This is a genomic window from Micromonospora sp. NPDC127501 (assembly GCF_040302185.1).
In the GTDB taxonomy this organism is placed as follows: domain Bacteria; phylum Actinomycetota; class Actinomycetes; order Mycobacteriales; family Micromonosporaceae; genus Micromonospora.
Genome location: NZ_JBEORJ010000007.1, coordinates 13,117 through 34,125, shown reverse-complemented (window position 1 = coordinate 34,125; position 21,009 = coordinate 13,117). Strand labels below are relative to the sequence as shown.

Genomic DNA, 21,009 nt, shown 5'->3' with positions numbered 1-21,009 from the left:
AGGGTGGGCGAGGCAGAGCGGGGCCACGCAAGACCAGCCCGCGCCAATCTTCGCCACACAAGGCGTTCGAGCACGCTGGTGACCGGAGGCGCCAAGGCGAGCGAGGCATACGGGCGACCGAGGCACACGGGCAGCCCGGAAACGCGACGCGCCCGGGTGCGGGTGGCACCCGGGCGCGTACGGCGGCGCGAACTACTTCTTGCCGGCGGCCTTGCCGTCGCCGGAGTCGGAGGAGAGGGCGGCGATGAAGGCCTCCTGTGGCACCTCGACCCGGCCGACCATCTTCATCCGCTTCTTGCCTTCCTTCTGCTTCTCCAGCAGCTTGCGCTTACGGCTGATGTCACCGCCGTAGCACTTGGCGAGCACGTCCTTGCGGATCGCCCGGATGGTCTCCCGGGCGATGACCCGGCTGCCGATGGCCGCCTGGATCGGTACCTCGAACTGCTGGCGCGGGATCAGGGTGCGCAGCTTGGCGGCGATGGTGACGCCGTAGTTGTACGCCTTGTCCTTGTGCACGATGGCGCTGAACGCGTCCACCGGCTCGCCGTGCAGCAGGATGTCGACCTTCACCAGGTCGGAGGCCTGCTCGCCGGAGGGCTCGTAGTCAAGTGAGGCGTAGCCCTTGGTACGGCTCTTCAACTGGTCGAAGAAGTCGTAGATGATCTCCGCGAGGGGAAGCGTGTAACGCAGCTCCACCCGGTCGGCGGAGAGGTAGTCCATGCCGAGCAGGGTGCCGCGCCGACCCTGGCAGAGCTCCATGACGGCGCCCACGTAGTCGTTGGGCGTCAGCACGGTGGCCCGGACCACCGGCTCGTACACCTCGGCGATCTTGCCAGTGGGGTACTCGCTCGGGTTGGTGACGACGATCTCCTCGCCGTCGTCCGTGATCGCCCGGTAGACGACGTTGGGCGCGGTGGAGATCAGGTCGAGGTTGTACTCACGCTCCAGCCGCTCCCGGATGATCTCCAGGTGGAGCAGGCCGAGGAAGCCGCAGCGGAAGCCGAAACCGAGCGCGCCGGAGGTCTCCGGCTCGTAGTCCAGGGCGGCGTCGTTGAGCTTGAGCTTGTCCAACGCCTCACGCAGGTTGGGGTAGTCGGACCCGTCGATCGGGTAGAGGCCGGAGTACACCATCGGCTTCGGGTCCTTGTAGCCACCCAACGCCTCGGCCGCCGGCCGGCTGTTGATGGTGACCGTGTCACCGACCCGGGACTGCCGGACGTCCTTCACACCGGTGATCAGGTAGCCGACCTCGCCGACGCCGAGCGCCTCGGCCTTGACCATCTCGGGCGAGATGACACCGATCTCCAGCAGCTCGTGCACCGCGCCGGTGGACATCATCTTGATCCGGTCGCGGGCGCTGATCCGGCCGTCGATGACCCGGACGTACGTGACGACGCCGCGGTAGACGTCGTACACCGAATCGAAGATCATTGCCCGGGCCGGCGCCACGGCGTCACCGACCGGCGGGATGAACTGCCGGACGATCTCGTCGAGCAGGTACGGAACGCCCTCGCCGGTCTTGCCGGAGACCCGGATGCAGTCAGCGGGGTCACCGCCGATCAGGTGGGCCAGCTCCTCGGCGTACTTCTCCGGCTGCGCGGCCGGCAGGTCGATCTTGTTGAGCACCGGGATGATGCGCAGGTCGTTCTCGAGAGCCAGGTAGAGGTTGGCCAGGGTCTGCGCCTCGATGCCCTGCGCGGCGTCGACCAGCAGCACGGCACCCTCGCAGGCGGCCAGCGACCGGGACACCTCGTAGGTGAAGTCCACGTGCCCCGGGGTGTCGATCATGTTGAGCACCGCGTGCTCACCAGCCCGCTCACCCTCGCGGATGGTCCACGGCATGCGGACGGCCTGGCTCTTGATGGTGATGCCGCGCTCGCGCTCGATGTCCATCCGGTCCAGGTACTGCGCGCGCATCTGCCGCGGGTCGACCACGCCGGTGAGCTGCAACATCCGGTCGGCCAGGGTCGACTTCCCGTGGTCGATGTGGGCGATGATGCCGAAGTTCCGGATGCGACCGGGGTCGGTGGCACCAGGGGCGTTCGCGCCGGGATCGAGCTTCGGTGGCACAGCGGTCCGTTCTGGTCGGCTGACGTGAACAGGCCGGCGCGCCGCCGACCCCCTCTATGTTCCCACGCCGCCGGGGTGCGCCCGCTGCGCGGGCGATGGAACGGCCCGAGGACCCCTCACTCCATCGGCGGCTCGACGAAGAGCGCGGCCAGTCGGGGCAGCCGGCGACGCGCCTCGTCCTCGTCGTCGAAGTCCCAGAAGTCGTTGAGATCCGGCGTCCGCACCGGGTCGCGGTCCGCCGGCAGTTCGGTCGCGGTGGCCTTGCGGTACGCGTCCCAGGGCACCGAGAGCATCTGCTCGGCGGAGAACTCCTCGCCGCTGAGCGAGGCCGCCCGCACCTGGGGCAGTTCGGCCAGCGAGTCCGGTTCGGCGACCGCGCGGGCGAAGACCGCCCGACCCTGGGTCATCAGCCAGCCCCGGAAGTGTTCGAAGCCGTCGGCCGAGGCGCCACCGTTGATCAGGTACGCCGCACCCCACAGATCCGCCTTGTGCGAGGCGGCCAGCACCCGCGTCTGGTGCCTCGCGTACCCGATGATGTCCTCCGGGTCGCGCTGGGCGAGCAGCGCCACGGCCCGCGCGGCGACCGGGCCGGGCTCACCCCCGCCGCCGGCCCGCGCCTCGTCGATCAGCTGCCAGAAGTCCTCGGTCCTCATGGCTTGGCAGTCTGGCAGTGTCGCCGTGCGTCGCGCACGTACCCCGGGGCAGCATGGTGGGGTGTCCCCTCCCCTGCTGCCGCCGGTGCCGTACCACGCGAGTGCCCTGCGCCCGTCGTGGCCGGCGTTACCGGCGGCGCTGCGGGCCGCGGTCGCCGAACGGCTCGGCGCGCCGGTGGTCACCGCGCGGGTCGCGGGCGCGGGCTTCACCCGCGGGTTCGCCGCCGTGCTCGACACCGCCGACGGTGGTCGGGCCTTCGTCAAGGCCGCACCCGCCGCCGAGCAACCGCATCTGGTCGACTGGTACGCCCGAGAGGCCGCGATCCTCGACCGGCTGCCGGCCGACCTGAACGCGCCCCGCCCCCGGTGGACCCTCTTCGCGGCCGGCTGGTTCGTGCTCTGCACCGACGCCGTCGACGGGCACACCCCGCACCTGCCCTGGGTGCCCGCCGAGTTGGACGCCACCCTCGCCGGGTACGCGCAGGTCGCCGCCGCCCTGGCCGACCCGCCGGCCGAGCTGACCGCGCTCGGTCTGCCGCACCTGGCCGACCTGGCCCGGTCGGACATCCTCTGGTGGGAGGAGGTCGCCGCCGGTCGGGAGCCGACCCCACCACTGCCGGCGCCGCTGCTGGGCCGGCTGCCCGAGTTGGTGGAGCTGGAGTCCCTCCTCCCCCGGTACGCAGCCGGCGCGACCGGCCTGATCCACGGCGACCTGCGGGTCGACAACGTGCTGATCGACTCGGACGGCCGAGCCTGGTTCTGCGACTGGACCTGGGTCTGCTCCGGGCCGGCCTGGTTCGACCTGGCCGGCCTGCTGCTCACCGCGTACGCCAGCGGGCTGGACGCGGACCGGCTCTTCGCCGCGCACCCGGCCACCGCCGGTGCGCCCCCGGACGCGCTGGACGCGACCCTTGCCGCGTTGGCCGGCTACTACCTCACCGGTGCTGCGGCGGCACCGCCGACGGCCTCGCCGCACCTGCCCGCCCACCAGCGGTGGAGCGGCGAGCAGTCGCTCCACTGGCTGGCCCGCCGCCAGGGCTGGCGGTGACCCAGGCTGACCTGGGGGCAGGCTGGCGGTGACGCGGGCTGGGCTGACGGTGCGGCGGACCGGCCCGCCGCCGGACCGGCGGTGAGCCGCCGCCGTGGTCGAGGGCGTAATCTGGTCCCCGACGGGCCGGGTCCGTCCGCGCGAAGGCCGAGCCGTTTTGGCTCGTCCCGGGCGACCTGGTAACCTGGCTCTTCGCGCAGCGATGACGCACGTTCGTCATCACGCGCAACAAGCTGACCAACCCGAGCTATCAAGACGAGGCTGTCGCGTGGCGAACATCAAGTCCCAGATCAAGCGCAACCGGCAGAACGAGAAGGCCCGGCTGCGCAACAAGTCGGTCAAGTCGTCGCTGAAGACCGCCGTCCGGAAGTTCCACGAGGCTGCCGAGGCCGGTGACGTCGAGAAGGCGACCGCGCTCATGCTGGACGCCTCGCGCAAGCTGGACAAGGCCGTCAGCAAGGGCGTGATCCACTCCAACCAGGCCGCGAACCGCAAGTCCGCGATCGCGAAGCGCGTGGTTTCGCTCTCCGCCTGACGACTTCACCGTCAGACTGATTCGGAAAACCCCGGGCCCCAGGCCCGGGGTTTCCGTGTGTCCAGAGGCCGGCCGTGTCATCCGGGCCGGCCGTTCGGTGCATGGGCCCCGACAGGGCCGGCGCTCAGTCTGACGGGTTGGCCCGCCGGGGCGGTGGCACCGGGTCGGCGGTGATCACCACGCCGGGAACGCTGTGTGAGACCCACTCCACCCGGGCTCGACCGACCACCGGTTCCATCTGCCGGCGAAACCGATCGCGTTCCTGCTCGGGTACGAGCGCTGCGGAGCGGACCACGATCGCGGCCACCATGTCGTTGAGCTTCACCATGGCGGCCACCACGACCGGCAGCACCAGCACCGCCCACCAGCTGACCAACTCGGCGAGGGCGAGCAGCACGGCCAGGGCGACGGCACCCTCGAAGAAGAGGAAGCACAGCACGCCGCCGGGGTTGACGAACCGCAGGCCGAGGAGCCGGGCGTAGAGCGGCCGGTAACGCTCCTCGTCCACTCCGATGGTGGCCCACGCCGGGCGGTTCGCCCCCGTCACCTGGTGCTGCCCTGCCGGGCCGCCGCGACCGAGAAGACCGCGCGCTCCAGGGCGTACGCCCGGTCGTCGGAGCCGCCCTTGACGGCCGCGTTGCACTCGGCGGCGACCTGCATGGCCCGGACCAGGCCCTCCGGCGTCCAGCCCCGCCCCTGCCGCTGCGCCCGCTCGATCTTCCAGGACGGCATTCCGAGGCTGCTGGCGAGCTGGTACGGACTACCTCGCCCGGCCGACGCCACCCGGGCCACAGTGCGCACCCCGTCAGCCAGGGCGTCGGCGATGGGCACCGGGTCGACCCCGACGTGCAGGGCCCAGCGCAGTGCCTCAAGCGCCGCCGGCACGTCGCCGACCATGGTGGCGTCCGCCACCGTGAAGCCGGTCACCTCGACCCGGCCCCGGTAGTAACGGGAAACCGTCTCGGCGCTGATCCGCCCATCGGTGTCGGCGACCAGTTGGGAGCAGGCGGCGGCCAGCTCACGCATGTCGTTGCCGACCGCGGCGATAAGAGCCTCGGCGGCGTCGTCGGTGCCCTTTCCGCCGGCCCGGCGGATCTCGTCGCGAACGAAGGCCACCCGGTCGCGGTGCCCCTTGAGCTTGGCGGCCGGGACCACCGTCGCGCCGGCCGCCCGCAGACCGTCGGCGAACGCCTTGCCCTTGGCACCGCCCAGGTGCAGCACCAGCAGCTGGACCTCCGGGTCGGGATTCTTCGCGTACGCCAAGAGCGCGGCGACCAGGTCCTTGCGGGCGTCCTGGCCGGAACGCAGGATCAGCAGCCGCCGCCCACCGAACAGCGAGGGGCTGAGCATCTCGGCGATCTCGCCGACGGTGAGCGCACTGGCCTGGTACTCGCGGACGTCCACCTCGGGGTCGACACTGCGAACCTTCGCGACAGCTTCGGTGACCGCGCGCGTGGCGAGCAGTTCCTCGTCACCGAGGACGAGCAGAATGGGGGCGAGGCTGGCCGGGGTCACGCCGCCCATATTCGCACGGCCTGCCGCGGGATCGTGCCTGCTCATTCGCTGCTTGATCGGCGCAGCCCGCACACAGCGCAAATCCAGACATCCAACCCAATTCGCCGTTTAATCCGCAAGTCGCCCGATCAATCGGAAGCCCGTTCTTGATCCACATGGGAACAAGGAAACTGCGGTGTCGGACCGCCGCCGGGCCGCCGGCCCCTGGGGCAGAGCCGCCGGCCCGGGGTCAGGGTTGGCGACCCGCGGGCACACCTCGCCGGGCTACCGCCAGACCGTCGCCCGTTCGGACCGCCGCCACGTCGCCGTCCGTGTCGGTGCGCAGCACCCGCACGCCGCTCCTGCCCAGTTGGGCGAGCAGCCTCGGACTCGGGTGCCCGTAGGTGTTGCCGGTGCCCACCGGCACGAGCGCCACTGTCGGGCGCACCGCGTCGAGGAAGCCCTGGTCCTGGTACGCCGACGCATGAGCGCGGCGAGTACCGACATAAGAAGCGGCCCCGGCAGGTGCTGGAACACCTGTTACCCGGGGCCATGACGGACGTAGGAGGTCCGCCGCCCGTGAGTGTAGCTGTGAAGCAAGCCCTGCTTGCGACCCGTGATCTGGGGAAGAACGAGCGTGCCGTAGCTATCGCTATCGCTGCTCACGCCAACCAGGAAGGCCACGCCTGGCCGTCCGTCGCCACCCTCGCCGAGTACGCCGGTTGCTCCGAGCGGACCGTACAACGGGCACTTGCCAAGCTGGTGCAGCTCGGTCGCCTGGTTGTCGCCAAGGTCGCTGGCATCGTCACCCGCGTCTACCGCCTGGTGACCCACCAGGGGGTGACGGATGCAGCCTCGGGGGTGACGAATCAGCCGGCCGGGGTGACAGATCAGGCCAGCGGGGGTGACAGCCACGGCGTCACCCGAAGTGGGGAAGACCAAGGGAATTTGAAGACGGGCGCAAGCGCCCGGGACTGGCGTCGATTCCTTCCCAAGAGCAAGAGCACCAACCCCGGCACCAACGGCTACCCGTACCCCGAGCGCAGGGGCGCTGCCCTCCCGATGGCTACCGGCGGCGACCGCTGCCAGAAACCGGGACACGTCGGCCAGCCGGCCGGCCGTTGCACCCCCTGCCGCTCTGAGGCTCTGGCCGGTGGCCGATGAACGAGACCGCTGCCTACGCGCTCGCCCTCGTCCTGATCGGCGGACCCCTGGCGATGCTCGCGCCGTTCGTGATCGCTCGACGGCTGGTCGACCAACACGGCGACCAGGTCGCCGATCACGTTGCGCACTTCTCCAACCCCGTCACCACCGCCGCCACCCCCGCGACCGAGGAGGCCGCAGCGTGAACATGACCTCCGTTACCTCTCGCCTGACCACCGGCCTAGTCGCGCTGGTCGCCGGCTATGCCTCGTTCTCCCACATTTTCAAGGTCGCTCGGCAGGCTGGCGAGCACGTCTCGGTTGCCGCCGTGCTCCCGCTGTCCATCGATGGTCTGATCCTGGTCGGCACGCTGGCGATGCTCGACGACAAGCGCAGCGGCCGGAAGCCTCGCCTGTCCGCTCGGCTCGCTGTGGCGTTCGGCATCGTCGCCACCCTTGCCGCCAACGTAGCCTCAGCTCACCCGACCTGGACTGCCCGTGCCGTTGCCGCCGTTCCCCCGGTCGCCTTCCTCATCGCCGTCGAGGTGCTGAGCCGTCGAGGCAAGCTGATCCACCCTGAGCCGGTTGCCCCGGTCGAGCCGGTCACCGCTGAGCCGGTTGATGTCGAGCCTGAGCCGACCCCCGAGCCCGTTGCCGCCGAGCCGGCTGAGATTCAGCGGGTCAAGCGGACCAGCGAGCCGAGCCGCAAGCCTGTCCCCCGGTCGCTCACCTCGGCTGACCGGATCATGTCGGCTCACCTCGCCGAGCCCGAGGCGACTCACGCCCGCATCGCTGAGCTTGCCGGGGTGTCCGTGGCGACCGTGAAGCGTTACCGCCCCACCCGTTCAACCGGCTCGGCTTCCCCGGCGCAGCCTGCCGAGGCTGCCGTCAGCGAGCGTGCACCTGAGCTGGCGGGGGTGGCGGCATGACTGAGTTGGAGCGGGCTCTCCGCAAGCTGCGGCGCAAGCACTCGGTCTCCCGGGTCGCGTACCGATACCTGTCTGGTCGACCGCTCGACGGCCGGCAGGGCTACCCGTATCGCCACCGTGGACCGGGCCGGCTGGCCGGCTGGCAACGTCAGGTGATCCGGCTCAGCGTGCCGGCTACGGCTGCACTGGCCGTGGCCCAGCCCCAGCAGATCGGCTCACTGATCGGCTCGGCCGCGCTCATCGTGAGCTACCGACTAAGGCGGCGGTTCACCATGCGCCGGTTCAACCGGGAGTACGTCACCCCGACCCTGGCAGCTCTCGCCCCCGCGATGGGTCTACAGACCGGCGTACGCCTCCACGTTGATCCGTCGTTGGGCAACCTCACGCCCCGGCTGGCCAAGCCACTCAGTCCGGCTGAGAAGGCCGTACGCCTCTGGTATGGGGAGAAAGCGGAGCCGATCATCCGGTGGCTTCCTGAGCGCGCTCAGCGGGCCGCATGGGCGGCACAGCGGCAGGCAGAGCCGATCACGTCCCGGCTGGCCGTGTTCCGCCGTCCCGCGGACCCAGACAAGGGACCGCGTATCGAATTGACAGCCGATACCCCGTATCTGACCAGGGAGCAACGGCAGCTCGTCTCTTCAATCGTGGGCAGCAAGATTCCCGTTGCTGACCTGGTGGAGACGTGGCACCAAGTTGGGCCGCGGGTAACCGCTACGTGGACTGTTCGTAAGCGTCCACCGTCCCGGGTAGGTGCAAAGCAGGTTGCCGCCAACCTTGCCGGGTTGGCCGAATGGGAGTTCTACATCGGTCAGGGGGCAGGGGATCAGCCGGTCACGCTGTCGTTGCGTGACGACTCGCCTCACATCGCCGTGAGTGCGGGCACGGGTGCCGGTAAGAGCGTTCTTGCCGAGTTGGTTGCGGTCCAGGTGCTCAACCGGGGCGGACGGGTGGTGATCCTCGACCGCAAGGGGTCCCATCGGTGGGCCCTCGGGTTGTCGGGGGTTGACTACTGCACCAAGCCGGCGCAGATGCATGACGCCCTGGTCCGCCTCGCCGCTCTCGCCGACGAGCGGAACACGCTGGCAATGCTCGAAGCGGAAGACTGGGACCCCGGCCCCCGGGTCCTGGTTATCGCCGAAGAGTTGAACGCCACCATCGGGCAGCTCGTCAACTTCTGGACCGAGGCACGCGGCAAAGGCGACCGGAAACGGTCGCCTGCCGTGTCGGCTCTAGCCGATCTGCTGTTCATGGGGCGCAGTGCCAAGGTCAACGTGCTAGCTATCGCGCAGATGCTCACCGCCAGGGCCATCGGCGGGCCGGAGGCGCGGGAGAACTTCGGCGTTCGCTGCCTTGCCCGCTACACGGCCAACAACTGGAAGATGCTGGTTCCTGAGGCTGCGATGCCCCGGGCGTCCCGGACGCCCGGACGATGGCAGATCGTCATCGGTGGTCAGGCGACTGAGACACAGGTCGCGTACCTGACCGCGGCGGAGGCTCGGGAGCTTGCATGTCCCCGGTCCTCGGGGACATCCGAGGTCAGCGGCCTATCAAGCCCTGCCGGGGACTTCCTGACGCTGCGTCAGGCGGTAGAGGCCGGGGTGCTGCCCTGGACCTACGAAGCGGCCAAGAAGCGACTACAGCGGGGCGTAGGCAACCTGCCTCAGCCCCGGGGCAAGCAGGGCAACGCTGACCTGTATGCGCGGGAAGCCCTCGTCCAGTGGGTGGAGAGTGCCAGCGAGAGGGCCAGCCAGTGATCAGGCGAGCGATCCTCTAGGGCTCTGCGGCCGGCTGTAGTGGCTGTGTAGACGTCGGAGGCTCCCGGCCCGGTTGCGGGTCGAGGGGTTCCGCCGCTGCTGAGAAGCTCAGAGGGCCGTAAGCCCGGCCGTGTGGATTACACCGAGTCCCGGATGACAGCCAGGCCACAGGTAGCGAGGACGCCCAAGGCGACGAGCCCAATACGGAGCCATGGCACATCCTCAGTCCGCTTGATGCCGACGGACAGAGAGACGCCTACGCAGCCAGCGACCACCAGACAGATAAAGATCGATAACACCCGGTACGCCGCGCCGTTCTCAGACCACCAAGCCCACGCGCCGAACACGGCCGGTACGAACATCAGCAGGCTGAGGGCGAGCAGCGGAAAGGCGATCCGCCACCGCTTCCAAACGCTCATCGTGGTCGGCCCTCCTCAGGGCGGTCCGGGCCGGCCGTGCCGTCCGAGTCTGGAAACGCCAAGTCGCCAGCATTGTGCAGCAGTCGAGCCTGCCGCTCTAGCTCGGCTCGCTCCTCCGGTGACATGGCATCACGACGGGCCATTGCCTCAGCGAACTCGGCATGCAAGGCCGTGCCATGCCAGGACATGGAGGCAGCCGTGCGGAGGTCCGCCTCACCACTCAGGACGGTGTGGGCCAGTGAACCAAGGGGATCATTTGGACCTCTGCTGCGAGCTAACTTGGCAAGCACGGCACGGGCAAGGGGCTCCCGGGAGATGTCGTCCGTCATCACGACCCCAAGGCCGGGTGTTGATACGGCTTCAAGTCAGGCAGTCTCGCCACCTCCATGCCAACCTTTACCATCTCGATTGAGCCAGCGATGAGCTTGAAAGTCGCTTCGGCGTTGCCGAAGTACGTCGAAATCTCGTTGTACAGGTCGTACGCCTGCCAGGCGTACCAAGCCGCCACTGAGTAGCCGAGAATCGGGCCCACGCCCGTCTCGATGGTGGCCGTGCCAACCACCGCGCTGGCGTTAACAATTATCAGCACGTCGATCAGCTTGGTAATCAGCCCAGTGACCACGGAGTGAAGCTGCTTCGCTGCTTCGGCTGCCCGGCTGTACAGGTCTGCGTACTGATCGCAGACCGGGTGTAGGGCGCGAGCTGCGGAGCCGAGAGACATTTGATACTCCTGCTCTCCCTCTGCTGCGTTGCCTCGCCATACGGACGGAACGTCCGCCGCGCCGGTGATGAGGTTCCGACCGAGATCGTCCATCGCGTCGCCGATGATCCGCCAAGCGGCAGCACAGTGAACGTACGAGTCCCAGTCACCGCTGAATGCCTTGCCCCAACCCTCGAACGGGTCTTCACCGAATAGCCAAACGCTCGTCTGACGCAGCCAAGCTGCCGGGCTGACGAGGTCGGCGAGTGGGTTTATCTGGAACATCTCGATGCCAGTGGCGTAGTTCGGTGGGACCAGCCGTGCCGCAGGATCGGCCACCTCGGCGAAGGGTGAGCGGGGGGCCGTCGGCCAGAGGTCGGGCCTGGTGGGGCCAGCAAGCGTGCTGCGCAAAGTAGACGAATCGTGGGCACCCGGGTAGGTCTGGTCCAACCGCGCTGCGGACGTTTCATCGGTGTTCGCGTACTCGCGCTGCGCCAGGTTGACCTGAGTGGCGGCACCCTGAGACAGCGTCTTGAGCCGCTCTAGCCCTTCGGTCATCCGCCGGTAGGCCGTGCGGTGGGGGCCTGCAAGCATGAAGAGAAGGCCCTGCTGGTCGAAGGCCAGATCACAATGCCGGGTCATGTAGCCGTGCGCGTCTGCGGCATCCCCAGACGCCCGATGGAGCAGGCCGTACAGACCATCCATGCCCGCTGGATCAACGTAGAAGCCGCTCATGCGGGCGGCCTCGCGCCCGTCGATGCGCACACCCAGAGGGGCAGGCCCCTGCGGCGCACATGGCGGCAGCCGACGGTCAGGGCTGGTATCACGTATCTCCCCCGTCGCGTGAAAGTTCCCGCGGTCTGGCGCTGTGCAGTGGATCAGTAGCTGTCAGTGGCTAGCCACTTTGCCCAGCCGCTCAAAGCTGCGCAACCCCGGCTCCCCAACTCATCACGAACCTGACCAATTGCCGTCTACGGCCCATCGCTGCCTCTAGCAGAGGTCGGCAAAATCCGCTCCTCACCCGGTGCATCCTCAGGAGACGGCGACGGGTCCTCGCGCAAGTGCAACCGCATCGCCGTGATACTCGCCTGCAAGTTGTCGAGGTATGTCCCATCTAGGACCTGAGCACTCAACGCCCGGGCCGAGGCGGCATCAAACCCCCGGATGTTCTCGTACAACTCCTGGCCTGTAGAGGTCGTCAGACGTACGCGTACGTCCGCCGTGAGGTCAACGCCTGCCATGTCCTCGGCCGTAGGCACGATCACGATCGCCTCGCCCGGTTCGATCCAGCGGGGGAAGGCGGCGGAGGGTTTGAGGCTGAACGATCGGGGAGGTGCGCTCTGGTCAAGCGCCAGGTCGCGTAGGTGGACCTTCACACGGCCGACGTTCACAATCGTGAACTCAAAACCCATGATCTCTGCGAAGAGCTCCGGGCTGGCAGTCTCCAAGGCTTCCACGTACTTGTCAGAACGACCCTCACCCATAAGATCGAAGATGGTCTTGCTGGTCAGCAGCAGCTTCGGCCGTCGATCTTGCCAGTATGTGACGCCCTGCCACACGGCAACGGCCGTCGCCACTAACGCGCCGTACACCGCCACCCAGTCCGCAAATTTCATACCGCATCTCCTGGAATCGACCAGGGCGCGCTACCTTCCCCGGCTGACGCCTGCCTACCTTAAGGTCCTACGCCGTCGACTGGAAACCGCAGCGGCAACGACGGCAGCCATCTCGTCGGGGTCTTCATGTTCCCAAACCGAGATTAGAAGCCACCCAGCCGCAGCGAGAGCCTTGCTGTTCTTCTCATCCCGGGCGACGTTGCGGGCCACCTTGGCCGACCAATAGTCGCTGTTGGAAGACGGTTTGCGATAATGCTCCGGGCAGCCGTGCCAGAAACAGCCGCGGACTTCCACGGCCACCCGTGCAGGTCGAAAAACTATGTCTGCCTTCATTCGCAGATCAGGCAGCGGATTAGCGCAAACGCGATAGCGGAGGCCACGCCCATGGAGGGCGCGCCTTAGCAACAACTCGGGCTTGGTGTCGCGGCTCCGATTCGACTGCATCGACCGTCGGACAGCCGGCGTCGAGGCCCAAGACTCGTCAAAACTACCATTCATTTTACGAGTCACGGCGCGAATACTCACCCCCACCTTGGGTTGAGGACCTAGTCGTCCTCCTGACCCTCTGCTGCCTCGTCCTCGGCTTCCGACTCGTCCTTGTCTTTACGCCCGTGCGGGTCGGAGGGCTCGTACAGCACGGTGCCAACGAGACCCTCAACGTCGATGGCCGAAGGAGATGGTTCCGGTCGTCCCTCAACGTATGCAAGACGGGCTGCTGAGATGTAGGCCAGCCGTACAGCCTGAATCACCAGCACTCTTCGCAGGCCGGGCGAAACCTCGCCTCGCTCATGGGCGACGGCCGCGAGGCGAGAGATGGTTTCGGCCCTACGTGCGATGCGCACGTCTGGGTGCCCTCGTTCCTTCCGCGTCTCGTCGCTGATCAAGGAAAACCGCTTCGACTGTGGAAGTGCAGTTGGCTCAGACAGGGGCGGAATCTTCTCGTTGAGGATTGCCCTGAACCGGCTTGTCTTGATCGCTTCCAAGTACGCGGTGTACTCGATGGAATCTAGGTGCGCTCTCGCCGCCTTGTAACCTTTTGCGTCCGCCTTTTTTGTGAGCCCCTCATACTCCCAGAGCGGCCACAACTCCATGTCCGCCACCTCGAACACGTCGAGGATTCTCATGGCGACGGCGTCGGTGCGTTGATTTGTGAGGTGCCGGCGGATGCGCGTCCGAAGTTTCTCGTTGGTCTGCCCGACGTAGATGGGCTCCCCGTCGTAGTCGTAGAATGCGTAGCATCCCCAGCGAGCGTCGGACCACTTGCGGCCTTGGTCGTCACACGCCGACAAAGCCTCCTCAAGGAGGTTTCGGAAGTCGCGGACGGAAGTTGCCGGAAGCTTATTCTTCGCTGGCTTCCGCGGGCCAGTCGGCCGCCTGCGGTTAGCCATTAACGACTGCCAGTTCTGGCGTTGCCTGCATCTGCAACTTCCCGAGCATCAGGGGCATTAGGTAGTGCTCTGCCAACCAAGACACCACTGGCACACACACAGCATCTCCAAAGCCGAAAAGGGCCTGATTGCTTCGGAGATTCTTAAGCGTGTAGTCCCCAGCCCCCATCAAACGCGCATACTCAAGGGGCGTCATCCACCTGACACGGACCTGGTTGCTACCGACCTCAACCACAGCCTGCTTGGAGGAACCACCGCGGGCAGTCCGCAAGCATCCAGAAATGTCGTCGGGGCGAATTTCCCAAGTCGGCTTTCCATTCCGTGTCCGGCGGTAGGCCGTCCGGTAGGTGACCGTCTTCCGTGTCTTCAACCTCTCAAGCCGGTCCGCTTGCATGGGTGAAAGAGATGTGAGGAAGGCATCCCGACGCTTGTCGTCCCACCAGACGTCAGGGCCTACGATCTCAACCAGCTCCGAAAAGCCTTCGGTCTTCGGCGGCGGTGGGGCAGGCAGAGCGGCTCGATGGGTCGTCAACGTTGGGTCTCCGAACGGCGCTTGGAGCCAATCGGGGCGGAGCTCACTGTTGGGGACCGGCTCGTCTTCTGGCGGGGTAAGCGCCCCGACGAGGAACAAGCGGGGCCGTGACTGCGGCACGAAGCGCCGTGCGTCAAGGGTCAACACATCGACCGAGTAGCCAAGACGGTTGAGCTCGCGGATGGCGGTCGCCAGGTCTTCGCCACCGTGGCTAGTTGCGAAGCCCACAACGTTCTCAAGCGCGACGACCGGGGGCCGGCCGTCCTCACCCATCTCTTCCAAGACCTTCGTGAAACCCCAGAAGGTCGATGACTCACTACCGCTGAGCCCTCTGCGCCAGCCGGCTAGGGAGAGGTCTGTGCAGGGGAACGACGCCCAAGCAAGATCAAGGTTGGACGGCATGTCGCTGCCCTTGACCTTGCCCACGTCGCCCGGCTTGAAGACATGGCCCTCGGTATTGCCGAAGTGGCCTTCGTACATCTCCTGCTTGGCAGGTTCGATGTCGTTGGACCACACGACGCTGATACCGGCCTGCTCCAGACCAAGGCGTACAAGGCCGATGCCGGCGAAGAACTCGGCGGCGGTGGGCTTGGAGGTGTCTGGGTCTGTAGGAACACTTTTCAGCGTTGGCGCGATCTTCACCCTGGCGACCCTAAGTCAAATCCTGGCGCAGGTCGATCCTGCGTGGTCGGTGTCGCAGCACGGTTTCAGGCCCGGCTACTTCAAGTGTTCAACGGTGTTGGCTGCCTAGCGGTAGCGATACAGAGCCCTGCGCTGTCGCTCGTACACGGAGGGTAAACGGGGAGGCCGTCATGGCAGAACTTCCGCAGGCGACTAGGGACCACTTTCGAAATGGGGCGGAAGCGGGCCCGGAACACCCCCGACCCGGCGAGGGGCGCAGAGGGTGACCCAACTCCTCCGTCAGCGGGACGCCTCAAGCTGCTAAGTGCTGACGCGCCTTCGGCGGACGTGATCGCCGGGCCATACATCAAACGGTCGTTTGCTGTATGATCATGGGTATGCCGAGGATGAAGAACGCCCCCGCGAACACCGCTGTTGCCTACCTCCGAGTCTCGACGGAGGAACAAGCGGAGTCCGGTGCCGGACTGGCGGCGCAGCGGGCCGCCATCCAGGCGGAGGCGGACCGCCGGGGCTGGACCATCGTGGCGTGGAAGGAAGACGCCGGGGTGTCCGGGAAGTCTCTTGACGGGCGTGAGGGCCTGGCGGAGGCGTTGGAGCTGGTGGAGTCCCGGCAGGCTGAAACGCTGGTGGTTGCCAAGCTGGACCGGCTTTCGCGGTCCCTGATCGACTTCGCCGCCCTGATGGACAGGGCTCGCGCCAAGCGTTGGAATTTGATTGCCCTTGACCTTGGTATTGATCTCTCCACCCCGGCGGGTGAATTCCTCGCCTCCGTCATGGCCTCTGCCGCGCAGTGGGAGCGGCGCATCATCGGGCAGCGCACCAAGGAAGGGCTGGCCGCCAAGAAGGCGGCCGGGGTTCGTCTCGGTCGTCCGGCGTCTCTGCCGGCCGAGGTTCGGAGCCGCATCATCGCTGACTCCGCTGCCGGCAAGACCCTCGCTGGCATCGCCCGTGAGCTAAATGCCGAGGGTGTCCCGACGGCCCAGGGGGGCAAGGGGTGGTACCCCTCGACGGTGCGGGCTGTTCTGGGCTCTCAAGAGCCCGTGACCGCATAGCAGCGGCGGAGTGTGGCGTACCGCCGACGTCAGTCACACCGGGCATACTCTCGGCGTGGACGTTCAGGCTGCGATGGAAGCAAGCACGCTCTTCGGTTGGCCAATCGAGTCAATCGACAAGCTGAGGGCGTTGCGCCAGCAGGCGAACGAGGGCCTTCTACCAATCGCAGAGTGGCGGAGCCAGGACAAGGCCCTCCGGGAACGGCTGCCCGCCCTCTCCGAGGACGAGCAGAAGCTGCTGGATCAGCTCTCCATAGACATCATCACGACCCGCGCCTACCGGAACGAAGGCGGGGAGCTGCTTCTCAGCCGACTCCACGCCATCGAGCACCCGGCCCCGGACAACGCCAAGCTTCGTGAAGAGCTAACCCAACTCGCGACCCTTGCTCAGAAGCACCCCGAGGACCAAGAGGTCCTCGGGCGAGAACGAGCCCGCATCGTTGGATGGCTTTTAGGAGACAGCAACGAGGGTGACCGTGACCCGCTCACGATGTTGCCCTGGTCTTACATCGCGCGCTTCCGCACCGTGGATGATCCAGTGCTTGGGCTTGTTCCGCAGCCGTTGACGACTGCTAGGAAGCTCGCCATTGAACAGGCGACCGCGGAGCAGCGGGCTGATGCGCAGGCTGTAGGTGGTCAGCGGGTGGAGCCCTTGGCGGAAGCCTCAGCCGGCCTAACCCTGCACTCCCTCACACGGTTTCCGAAGCTTGTGCTGGAGGGTGCCGCCAGCAACAACGAGGTCCGGGAGCCGGCCCAGACGGTGCGTGCGCTCTGGGCCAGCCCGGCGATCCAACAGCTCCTACGTCAGGAGACTTCCGATGGTTGGCCGCCGGAGTTCCATTAAGAATTGCGTCTCCATTTATTTGCATTCCCACAAGGTCGGAGCCACCCCCGAGACACACACGCGCCTAATTCGATGGGTCCGTGCGGGGGGAGGGAGATAGTTTTTACCCCCCTTCCCCCTCTCGACAAGCGATAGGCAGCTAATTATCCCCTGCCTAGCATCTCTAGGCGTCCAGACGTGTCCCGCTTCCACCGGACTCCGTTTGCATCTCTAAACGAGATAGCTACGCGCGCATTTACAAGCTCTTGGGTGAACATGACCCCGTTTCGGAGCCTGTCCGTCGGAATGAGTTCTCGCGGTTTCGCATCAGGCGGGAAGGTGTCTTTCTCGATTGAGGCAATACGTCGAGAATTTCCGTCAGCGTCAGTCACAACCAATTCCAGCTCAAAGTCGTAAACTGGCAGTTCCGAAGCGTTTCGAACCTGAGCCAACAAGTAAAGGGGTGTAGCGGGATTGGGCAAAGGGTGTTTGATGACGACCCAGGCAGAGATTCTGCCAGCTTGGGCTCGTAGCCCATCCTCTCGACGTTCCCGTCGTTCGTCCTCGGCTAGTTGGTCGCGCTCAGACTCGATCTGGTAGATGCGTCGTGCGATCAACGAAGCAGCGACAGCGGCAATCAGAGCGCCAAGGGAACCGATCGCGCTTATCCAGGCCGGCACGTCACCCCAGTCGGCTATGTGCAATGCAGCAAAGTTCACATGAGCAGCATAGGCGGCCTCCACAACAACGTTTATCGGTGGTGGCGATTGCCCCTGCCGTAGTTGCAGGGCCCGCACGCAGGCCGCAGATTCGTGATTTCGTTGGTGCCGCCCTTGCTGAGCGGCACGACATGGTCCGCGGTGGTTGCGGGCCTACGTCGACACATGGCGCACACGGGTCCGCCCGCCAGGACTAAGGCTCGGTTACGGCGATATTCGCTGGTATAACCACGCTGAGACGCTGACAGCGCATGGACACGCTTGGGCTTGCAGCCAGGGCAACGAGTGCCGGTGCCAAGCGGAATCAGCCGCTTGCACTTGGTGCAGCTTGTTAAGGACAAAGAACCTCCCTGGACGGATCGGCTGGTCGCCGATCCTCTATGCCGTTGTGGCAATTAACTTGACGTCGCAGCCAGCGACGACAAGGAAGTCAACTGTTAATGGGGTAGATAGGGCCCGGAGACACCGGGCCCACCACAACTATTAACCCTGTCTTTTCAATCCACCAAGGAAGAAAGGGCGGCCCTCCAAGCCGCCCTTCAAGAGTGAACACGGACGGGATGGGTTAAAGGGAAGGGGTTCAGGTGTTCAACCTGTTCATGCAGCCTCGGGCAAGGTCCAGCCCTTACCGTTGACGTACACGCCGCACACGGCCTTAGCCGCACGGTCAAACGCGACCCTGGCGGCCTGCTCAGAGGGCCAACGCTCGGGGTCGGACGTGTGTAGCAGCCGGCCCACCTCAGCCTTGCTAGCGGCGTTCGTGTAGGTGGAATTTCCAGCTACTTCCTCAAACAGCCCTTGCCGACGCCTCTTCGTGGCGGCTCCGCGGGGTCGCTTATCCTCCTTGGCCTGCGCCCTCAGCACCTCGTAAGAGGCTGTGAGGGTGTCCCCGTTGTAGGTGACGCCGACAGACAGGGCCACGTCAGCACTCTCGTTGCCGTTGATAGCAAGGGATAGGGTCCCATCGCCAGATTTCAGCACATCGACGTTATGCCGCATCCAAGCGGCATACTTGGTGTGTCCCATGGGACCCCGGGGCGTGTAGTTCATGAAGTCTTTACCGGCGTGGTGTAGCGCCAACGTGGGGATGCCTTTGGCAATCACCCGGTCGAGATAGGGCAAAACCTCGCTCGCCCCCTCCCCCTGGTTACTGTTCCCCGTGGTGGCACCAAGGATGTTGTCAAAAACGAAAAGAGCCGGTGCTACCGCGACAACCTCCGGGATGAACCCGTCCCATTCAACATCCGCGAACGATGCTACGAACACGCGAGTCACGCACCCGTAGTTGAACGCACGGCGGCCCCACTTTTTGGCTTCCCCGGGATCAGTGCACACTACTACCACGGTGCCGTGGGTGTTGACCTTCCGTCCAAGAAAAGTCGGCTGGCCGTTGGCGATAGCGGACACCATCGCCGCCGTCAAATTGGTCTTTCCAGCTTTCGGCCTGCCGGTAATCATGGTCGCGTCAGAGTGAATTAGGCCGTCAATCACGAAAGACGGCGTTTCGTCATCCAATCTCTTCCAGTAGGAAGCAGGCTTAAGAGCCACCACCTTTAGGGACCTCCTTTGTTTGGCTGGGTTAACTAAACGTCTACAACTGATTGGGGAATGTTGCTATTGAGCCCTCCCGAACAGCCCTCTTAGTCGTGCCCGCTGCTCAGGCGACAGGGGTGGAGCGGCATCAGCGATGCGCCTGACGCACTCCTCCCACTCAACGCTTCTGGGCATGATTGAACCGCCGCGATTCAATGCGCGGCCTTTGGTGGTGGACAGGCTGGGCCTCCTACTGGCAGAGGTAACGTTTGAACGGCTTACTGCGGTAGAGACAGCAAACGGGCCCAGTGGGCCCGTTTAAACAACTTGGCTTGTCCCCCGCTACCAGGTCACCTGAGCAGTCTATCTAACGCCAACAGGCCCTCGCCCGTTGATTCTCGCACGGTTTGCAACACCTCCGGCTTCACCGTTTACTGCCGTCAGAACTGCCGCCACCGAAACTCGACAGTCGTTGGGTCCAACTGCTCGCCCTTCTTCGGCCTGCCAGACTTGGCCGGGTTCAAGGCCACTTCAACCAAAGCAGCGAGTACTGCTCGCCTCCATTGGATGTCATCCGCGGTGAGCCAGCGTTGCCCCGCCCCGGGGCCACGCAGACTGGCCAGAACGTCCCCCCTGCCCGCGTCGGTCAACTGACCCTCAACCTCGGCAAGCCGGTCCCGCGCGCGTCGGTTCGCCGCGGTGAACTGATCGCGTGTCATCTCGTCCTTATCGAACATCTCCACAAGCACATCGAGCCGAGCACGCAGCTCACCAGCCTCGCGCCGCAGGTCAGCTATGTCTGGGCCACTCTCTGCCTCAACGGCGACTAGGTCGGCAATGTCGTCCCTATCAAGACGGGCAGCGAACACCTTCCCCACGAACTCATCGATCGGGTCGGCTCGCCTGCTGGCGTGGCAACGCTTGCACTTGTAAATCCGGTGCCCCTGCTCGCCGCTCCGGCGAGGGTTGGTGTAGTTGACGCCCATCACGGGCTGTCCGCTCCGCTTGGCGTCAGCCTCCGTGCCAACCTGGTCCTCGCAGCGAGCACAGCGAAACAGGTTGCTACCGAGGTGCCGCACCGCCGAGAAGTTGCCGATGTTGGTTGTCCGCGCAGGGTCGCGCAGCACGGCTAGCGATGCCCTCCACACGTCCTCGGGAACCAACGCTTCCCACGTTCCCGGAGTTAACTTCCGCTTCTCGACCGGCGGACGTGACCGTGCGGACAGCTTCGATCCGAGCGGGGGCATCTCGGCGTACGCCCGCAGACCGGCGTACAGCGGGTTGAGCAGCATCACCCGGACGTTGTTGTGTCGCCACTCGTTGCCGAGGCTGGTTCGCGCACCAGCCCGGTTGAGCATCTTTGTTACCGAGTTGAGCGAAGCACCTGAGGTAATGAGAGCGAACGCGTCCCGCACCAACGGGGCCTCAGTCTCATGCGGCAGCAGGTTGCCGTCTCGTCGGTCATAACCGAACGGACGGGGGCCTGTCATCCACGGCTTCCCCTTGTCTGCTGCCTGCCGATTGGCACGCCGCTGCCGATCGCTCTTGTTCTCGACTTCCGCCCACGCCATCTCGCCGAGCATGCCGGCGAGCATCCGGCCGTTCGGGGTGGTCATGTCGATCCCGGTGCCACGCACAGGGTGCAGGGAGACGCCGTGCTCCCGGCATGCCTCCACCACCCTCAGCCTGTCCGCTGGGGTGCGGTACAAGCGGTCGGCGTTCCAAGACACGATGACGTCAACGGCTCGTCGCTCAACGGCTTGCAGCAGCGCCTCAAAGTCTGGCCGACGGCGACCAGAGGTGGCCGACTTGTCGTTGTCGGTGAACGTCTCGACCAGCGTCCAGCCCTTGACATCGATCAGGGCACGGCAGTCCTCTGCCTGCCTCTCGACACCCTCCGCTTCGCCGCTCTTGTCCTTCGAAATCCGCAGGTAGATTGCCGCTCGCATCGCTGCTGCTC

At 66.0% G+C, this 21,009-nt stretch carries 21 protein-coding genes and 1 pseudogene; 8 read left to right on the top strand and 14 right to left on the bottom strand.

The genetic code is table 11. From position 1 onward, the window contains the following. Positions 1-192 precede the first annotated feature (192 nt). Both lepA and ABTW72_RS17680 read right to left on the bottom strand, forming a co-directional pair. Positions 193-2,070, bottom strand: coding sequence for a translation elongation factor 4 (gene lepA, locus ABTW72_RS17685; RefSeq protein WP_112620143.1), 1,878 nt, complete (start codon positions 2,068-2,070; stop codon positions 193-195). A gap of 116 nt (positions 2,071-2,186) precedes the next feature. Beyond that, complete coding sequence (locus tag ABTW72_RS17680; RefSeq protein ID WP_091409835.1) at positions 2,187-2,723, bottom strand: DUF4240 domain-containing protein; 537 nt, start codon at positions 2,721-2,723, stop codon at positions 2,187-2,189. A gap of 61 nt (positions 2,724-2,784) precedes the next feature. Here ABTW72_RS17680 and ABTW72_RS17675 point away from each other — a divergent pair, with 61 nt between their 5' ends. Together ABTW72_RS17675 and rpsT are read left to right on the top strand one after the other, a co-directional pair. After that, positions 2,785-3,771 carry an aminoglycoside phosphotransferase family protein gene (locus ABTW72_RS17675; RefSeq protein WP_350860034.1) on the top strand — a complete coding sequence of 329 codons (987 nt, stop codon included), beginning with the start codon at positions 2,785-2,787 and terminating at the stop codon, positions 3,769-3,771. Positions 3,772-4,039: 268 nt separating this feature from the next. Further along, entirely contained in the window at positions 4,040-4,306 is a 267-nt protein-coding gene (gene rpsT / locus ABTW72_RS17670; RefSeq protein ID WP_030491765.1) for a 30S ribosomal protein S20, read from the top strand. Between the two features lie 124 nt (positions 4,307-4,430). On the opposite strand, the gene ABTW72_RS17665 is transcribed toward rpsT, so the two are convergent. The 3 genes and pseudogenes from ABTW72_RS17665 to ABTW72_RS17655 all read right to left on the bottom strand — a co-directional run. After that, the gene (locus tag ABTW72_RS17665; protein WP_350860032.1) at positions 4,431-4,853 is read right to left on the bottom strand and encodes a hypothetical protein; all 423 of its coding nucleotides are present in this window, start codon (positions 4,851-4,853) and stop codon (positions 4,431-4,433) included. Then, a complete protein-coding gene (holA, locus tag ABTW72_RS17660) occupies positions 4,850-5,830 on the bottom strand; it encodes a DNA polymerase III subunit delta (RefSeq protein ID WP_350860030.1) in 981 nt (326 codons plus the stop codon). Before holA ends, ABTW72_RS17665 begins: the two co-directional genes overlap by 4 nt. 220 nt (positions 5,831-6,050) lie before the next feature. Further along, positions 6,051-6,287 (bottom strand): annotated as a pseudogene (locus ABTW72_RS17655) (hypothetical protein); the annotation flags it as partial. Between the two features lie 104 nt (positions 6,288-6,391). On the opposite strand from ABTW72_RS17655, the gene ABTW72_RS17650 reads away from it, so the two are divergent. Genes ABTW72_RS17650 through ABTW72_RS17635 form a run of 4 tightly spaced genes read left to right on the top strand, consistent with a single transcriptional unit; the run spans position 6,392 to position 9,625 of the window. Beyond that, the gene (locus ABTW72_RS17650; protein WP_350860026.1) at positions 6,392-6,964 is read left to right on the top strand and encodes a helix-turn-helix domain-containing protein; all 573 of its coding nucleotides are present in this window, start codon (positions 6,392-6,394) and stop codon (positions 6,962-6,964) included. Beyond that, positions 6,961-7,149: a hypothetical protein gene (locus ABTW72_RS17645; RefSeq protein ID WP_350860024.1), complete on the top strand. Its 189-nt coding sequence runs from the start codon at positions 6,961-6,963 to the stop codon at positions 7,147-7,149. Before ABTW72_RS17650 ends, ABTW72_RS17645 begins: the two co-directional genes overlap by 4 nt. Positions 7,150-7,151: 2 nt before the next feature. After that, the gene (locus tag ABTW72_RS17640) at positions 7,152-7,871 is read left to right on the top strand and encodes a DUF2637 domain-containing protein (RefSeq protein ID WP_350860478.1); all 720 of its coding nucleotides are present in this window, start codon (positions 7,152-7,154) and stop codon (positions 7,869-7,871) included. Further along, entirely contained in the window at positions 7,868-9,625 is a 1,758-nt protein-coding gene (locus tag ABTW72_RS17635) for a helicase HerA domain-containing protein (protein WP_350860022.1), read from the top strand. The genes ABTW72_RS17640 and ABTW72_RS17635 overlap by 4 nt, the downstream gene beginning before the upstream one ends. A gap of 137 nt (positions 9,626-9,762) precedes the next feature. Here the strand turns inward: ABTW72_RS17635 and ABTW72_RS17630 are convergent, their stop codons facing one another. The 6 genes from ABTW72_RS17630 to ABTW72_RS17605 form a co-directional block, all read right to left on the bottom strand. Continuing rightward, on the bottom strand, positions 9,763-10,044 hold the full coding sequence (locus ABTW72_RS17630; protein ID WP_350860020.1) for a hypothetical protein: 282 nt from the start codon (positions 10,042-10,044) through the stop codon (positions 9,763-9,765). A gap of 328 nt (positions 10,045-10,372) precedes the next feature. After that, positions 10,373-11,509 (bottom strand): hypothetical protein, encoded by a 1,137-nt coding sequence (locus tag ABTW72_RS17625; RefSeq protein WP_350860018.1) that lies wholly within the window; start codon positions 11,507-11,509, stop codon positions 10,373-10,375. 206 nt (positions 11,510-11,715) lie between these two features. Further along, positions 11,716-12,360 carry a hypothetical protein gene (locus ABTW72_RS17620; protein ID WP_350860016.1) on the bottom strand — a complete coding sequence of 215 codons (645 nt, stop codon included), beginning with the start codon at positions 12,358-12,360 and terminating at the stop codon, positions 11,716-11,718. Between the two features lie 54 nt (positions 12,361-12,414). Beyond that, positions 12,415-12,858 (bottom strand): very short patch repair endonuclease, encoded by a 444-nt coding sequence (locus ABTW72_RS17615; RefSeq protein ID WP_350860476.1) that lies wholly within the window; start codon positions 12,856-12,858, stop codon positions 12,415-12,417. Between the two features lie 47 nt (positions 12,859-12,905). Beyond that, positions 12,906-13,748, bottom strand: a complete 843-nt coding sequence (locus ABTW72_RS17610; protein WP_350860014.1) for a GIY-YIG nuclease family protein — start codon at positions 13,746-13,748, stop codon at positions 12,906-12,908. Next, a complete protein-coding gene (locus ABTW72_RS17605; protein ID WP_350860012.1) occupies positions 13,741-14,922 on the bottom strand; it encodes a DNA cytosine methyltransferase in 1,182 nt (393 codons plus the stop codon). The genes ABTW72_RS17610 and ABTW72_RS17605 overlap by 8 nt, the downstream gene beginning before the upstream one ends. Before the next feature lie 377 nt (positions 14,923-15,299). On the opposite strand from ABTW72_RS17605, the gene ABTW72_RS17600 reads away from it, so the two are divergent. Next, positions 15,300-15,974 (top strand): recombinase family protein, encoded by a 675-nt coding sequence (locus tag ABTW72_RS17600; protein ID WP_350860010.1) that lies wholly within the window; start codon positions 15,300-15,302, stop codon positions 15,972-15,974. 55 nt (positions 15,975-16,029) lie between these two features. Beyond that, positions 16,030-16,818 (top strand): hypothetical protein, encoded by a 789-nt coding sequence (locus ABTW72_RS17595; protein WP_350860009.1) that lies wholly within the window; start codon positions 16,030-16,032, stop codon positions 16,816-16,818. 730 nt (positions 16,819-17,548) lie between these two features. On the opposite strand, the gene ABTW72_RS17590 is transcribed toward ABTW72_RS17595, so the two are convergent. From ABTW72_RS17590 to ABTW72_RS17580, 3 genes are all read right to left on the bottom strand, one after another. Next, a complete protein-coding gene (locus ABTW72_RS17590; protein WP_350860007.1) occupies positions 17,549-17,683 on the bottom strand; it encodes an HNH endonuclease in 135 nt (44 codons plus the stop codon). A gap of 430 nt (positions 17,684-18,113) precedes the next feature. Further along, complete coding sequence (locus tag ABTW72_RS17585; protein WP_350860005.1) at positions 18,114-19,067, bottom strand: AAA family ATPase; 954 nt, start codon at positions 19,065-19,067, stop codon at positions 18,114-18,116. A gap of 422 nt (positions 19,068-19,489) precedes the next feature. After that, the gene (locus ABTW72_RS17580) at positions 19,490-20,998 is read right to left on the bottom strand and encodes a recombinase family protein (protein ID WP_350860003.1); all 1,509 of its coding nucleotides are present in this window, start codon (positions 20,996-20,998) and stop codon (positions 19,490-19,492) included. Positions 20,999-21,009 lie beyond the last annotated feature (11 nt).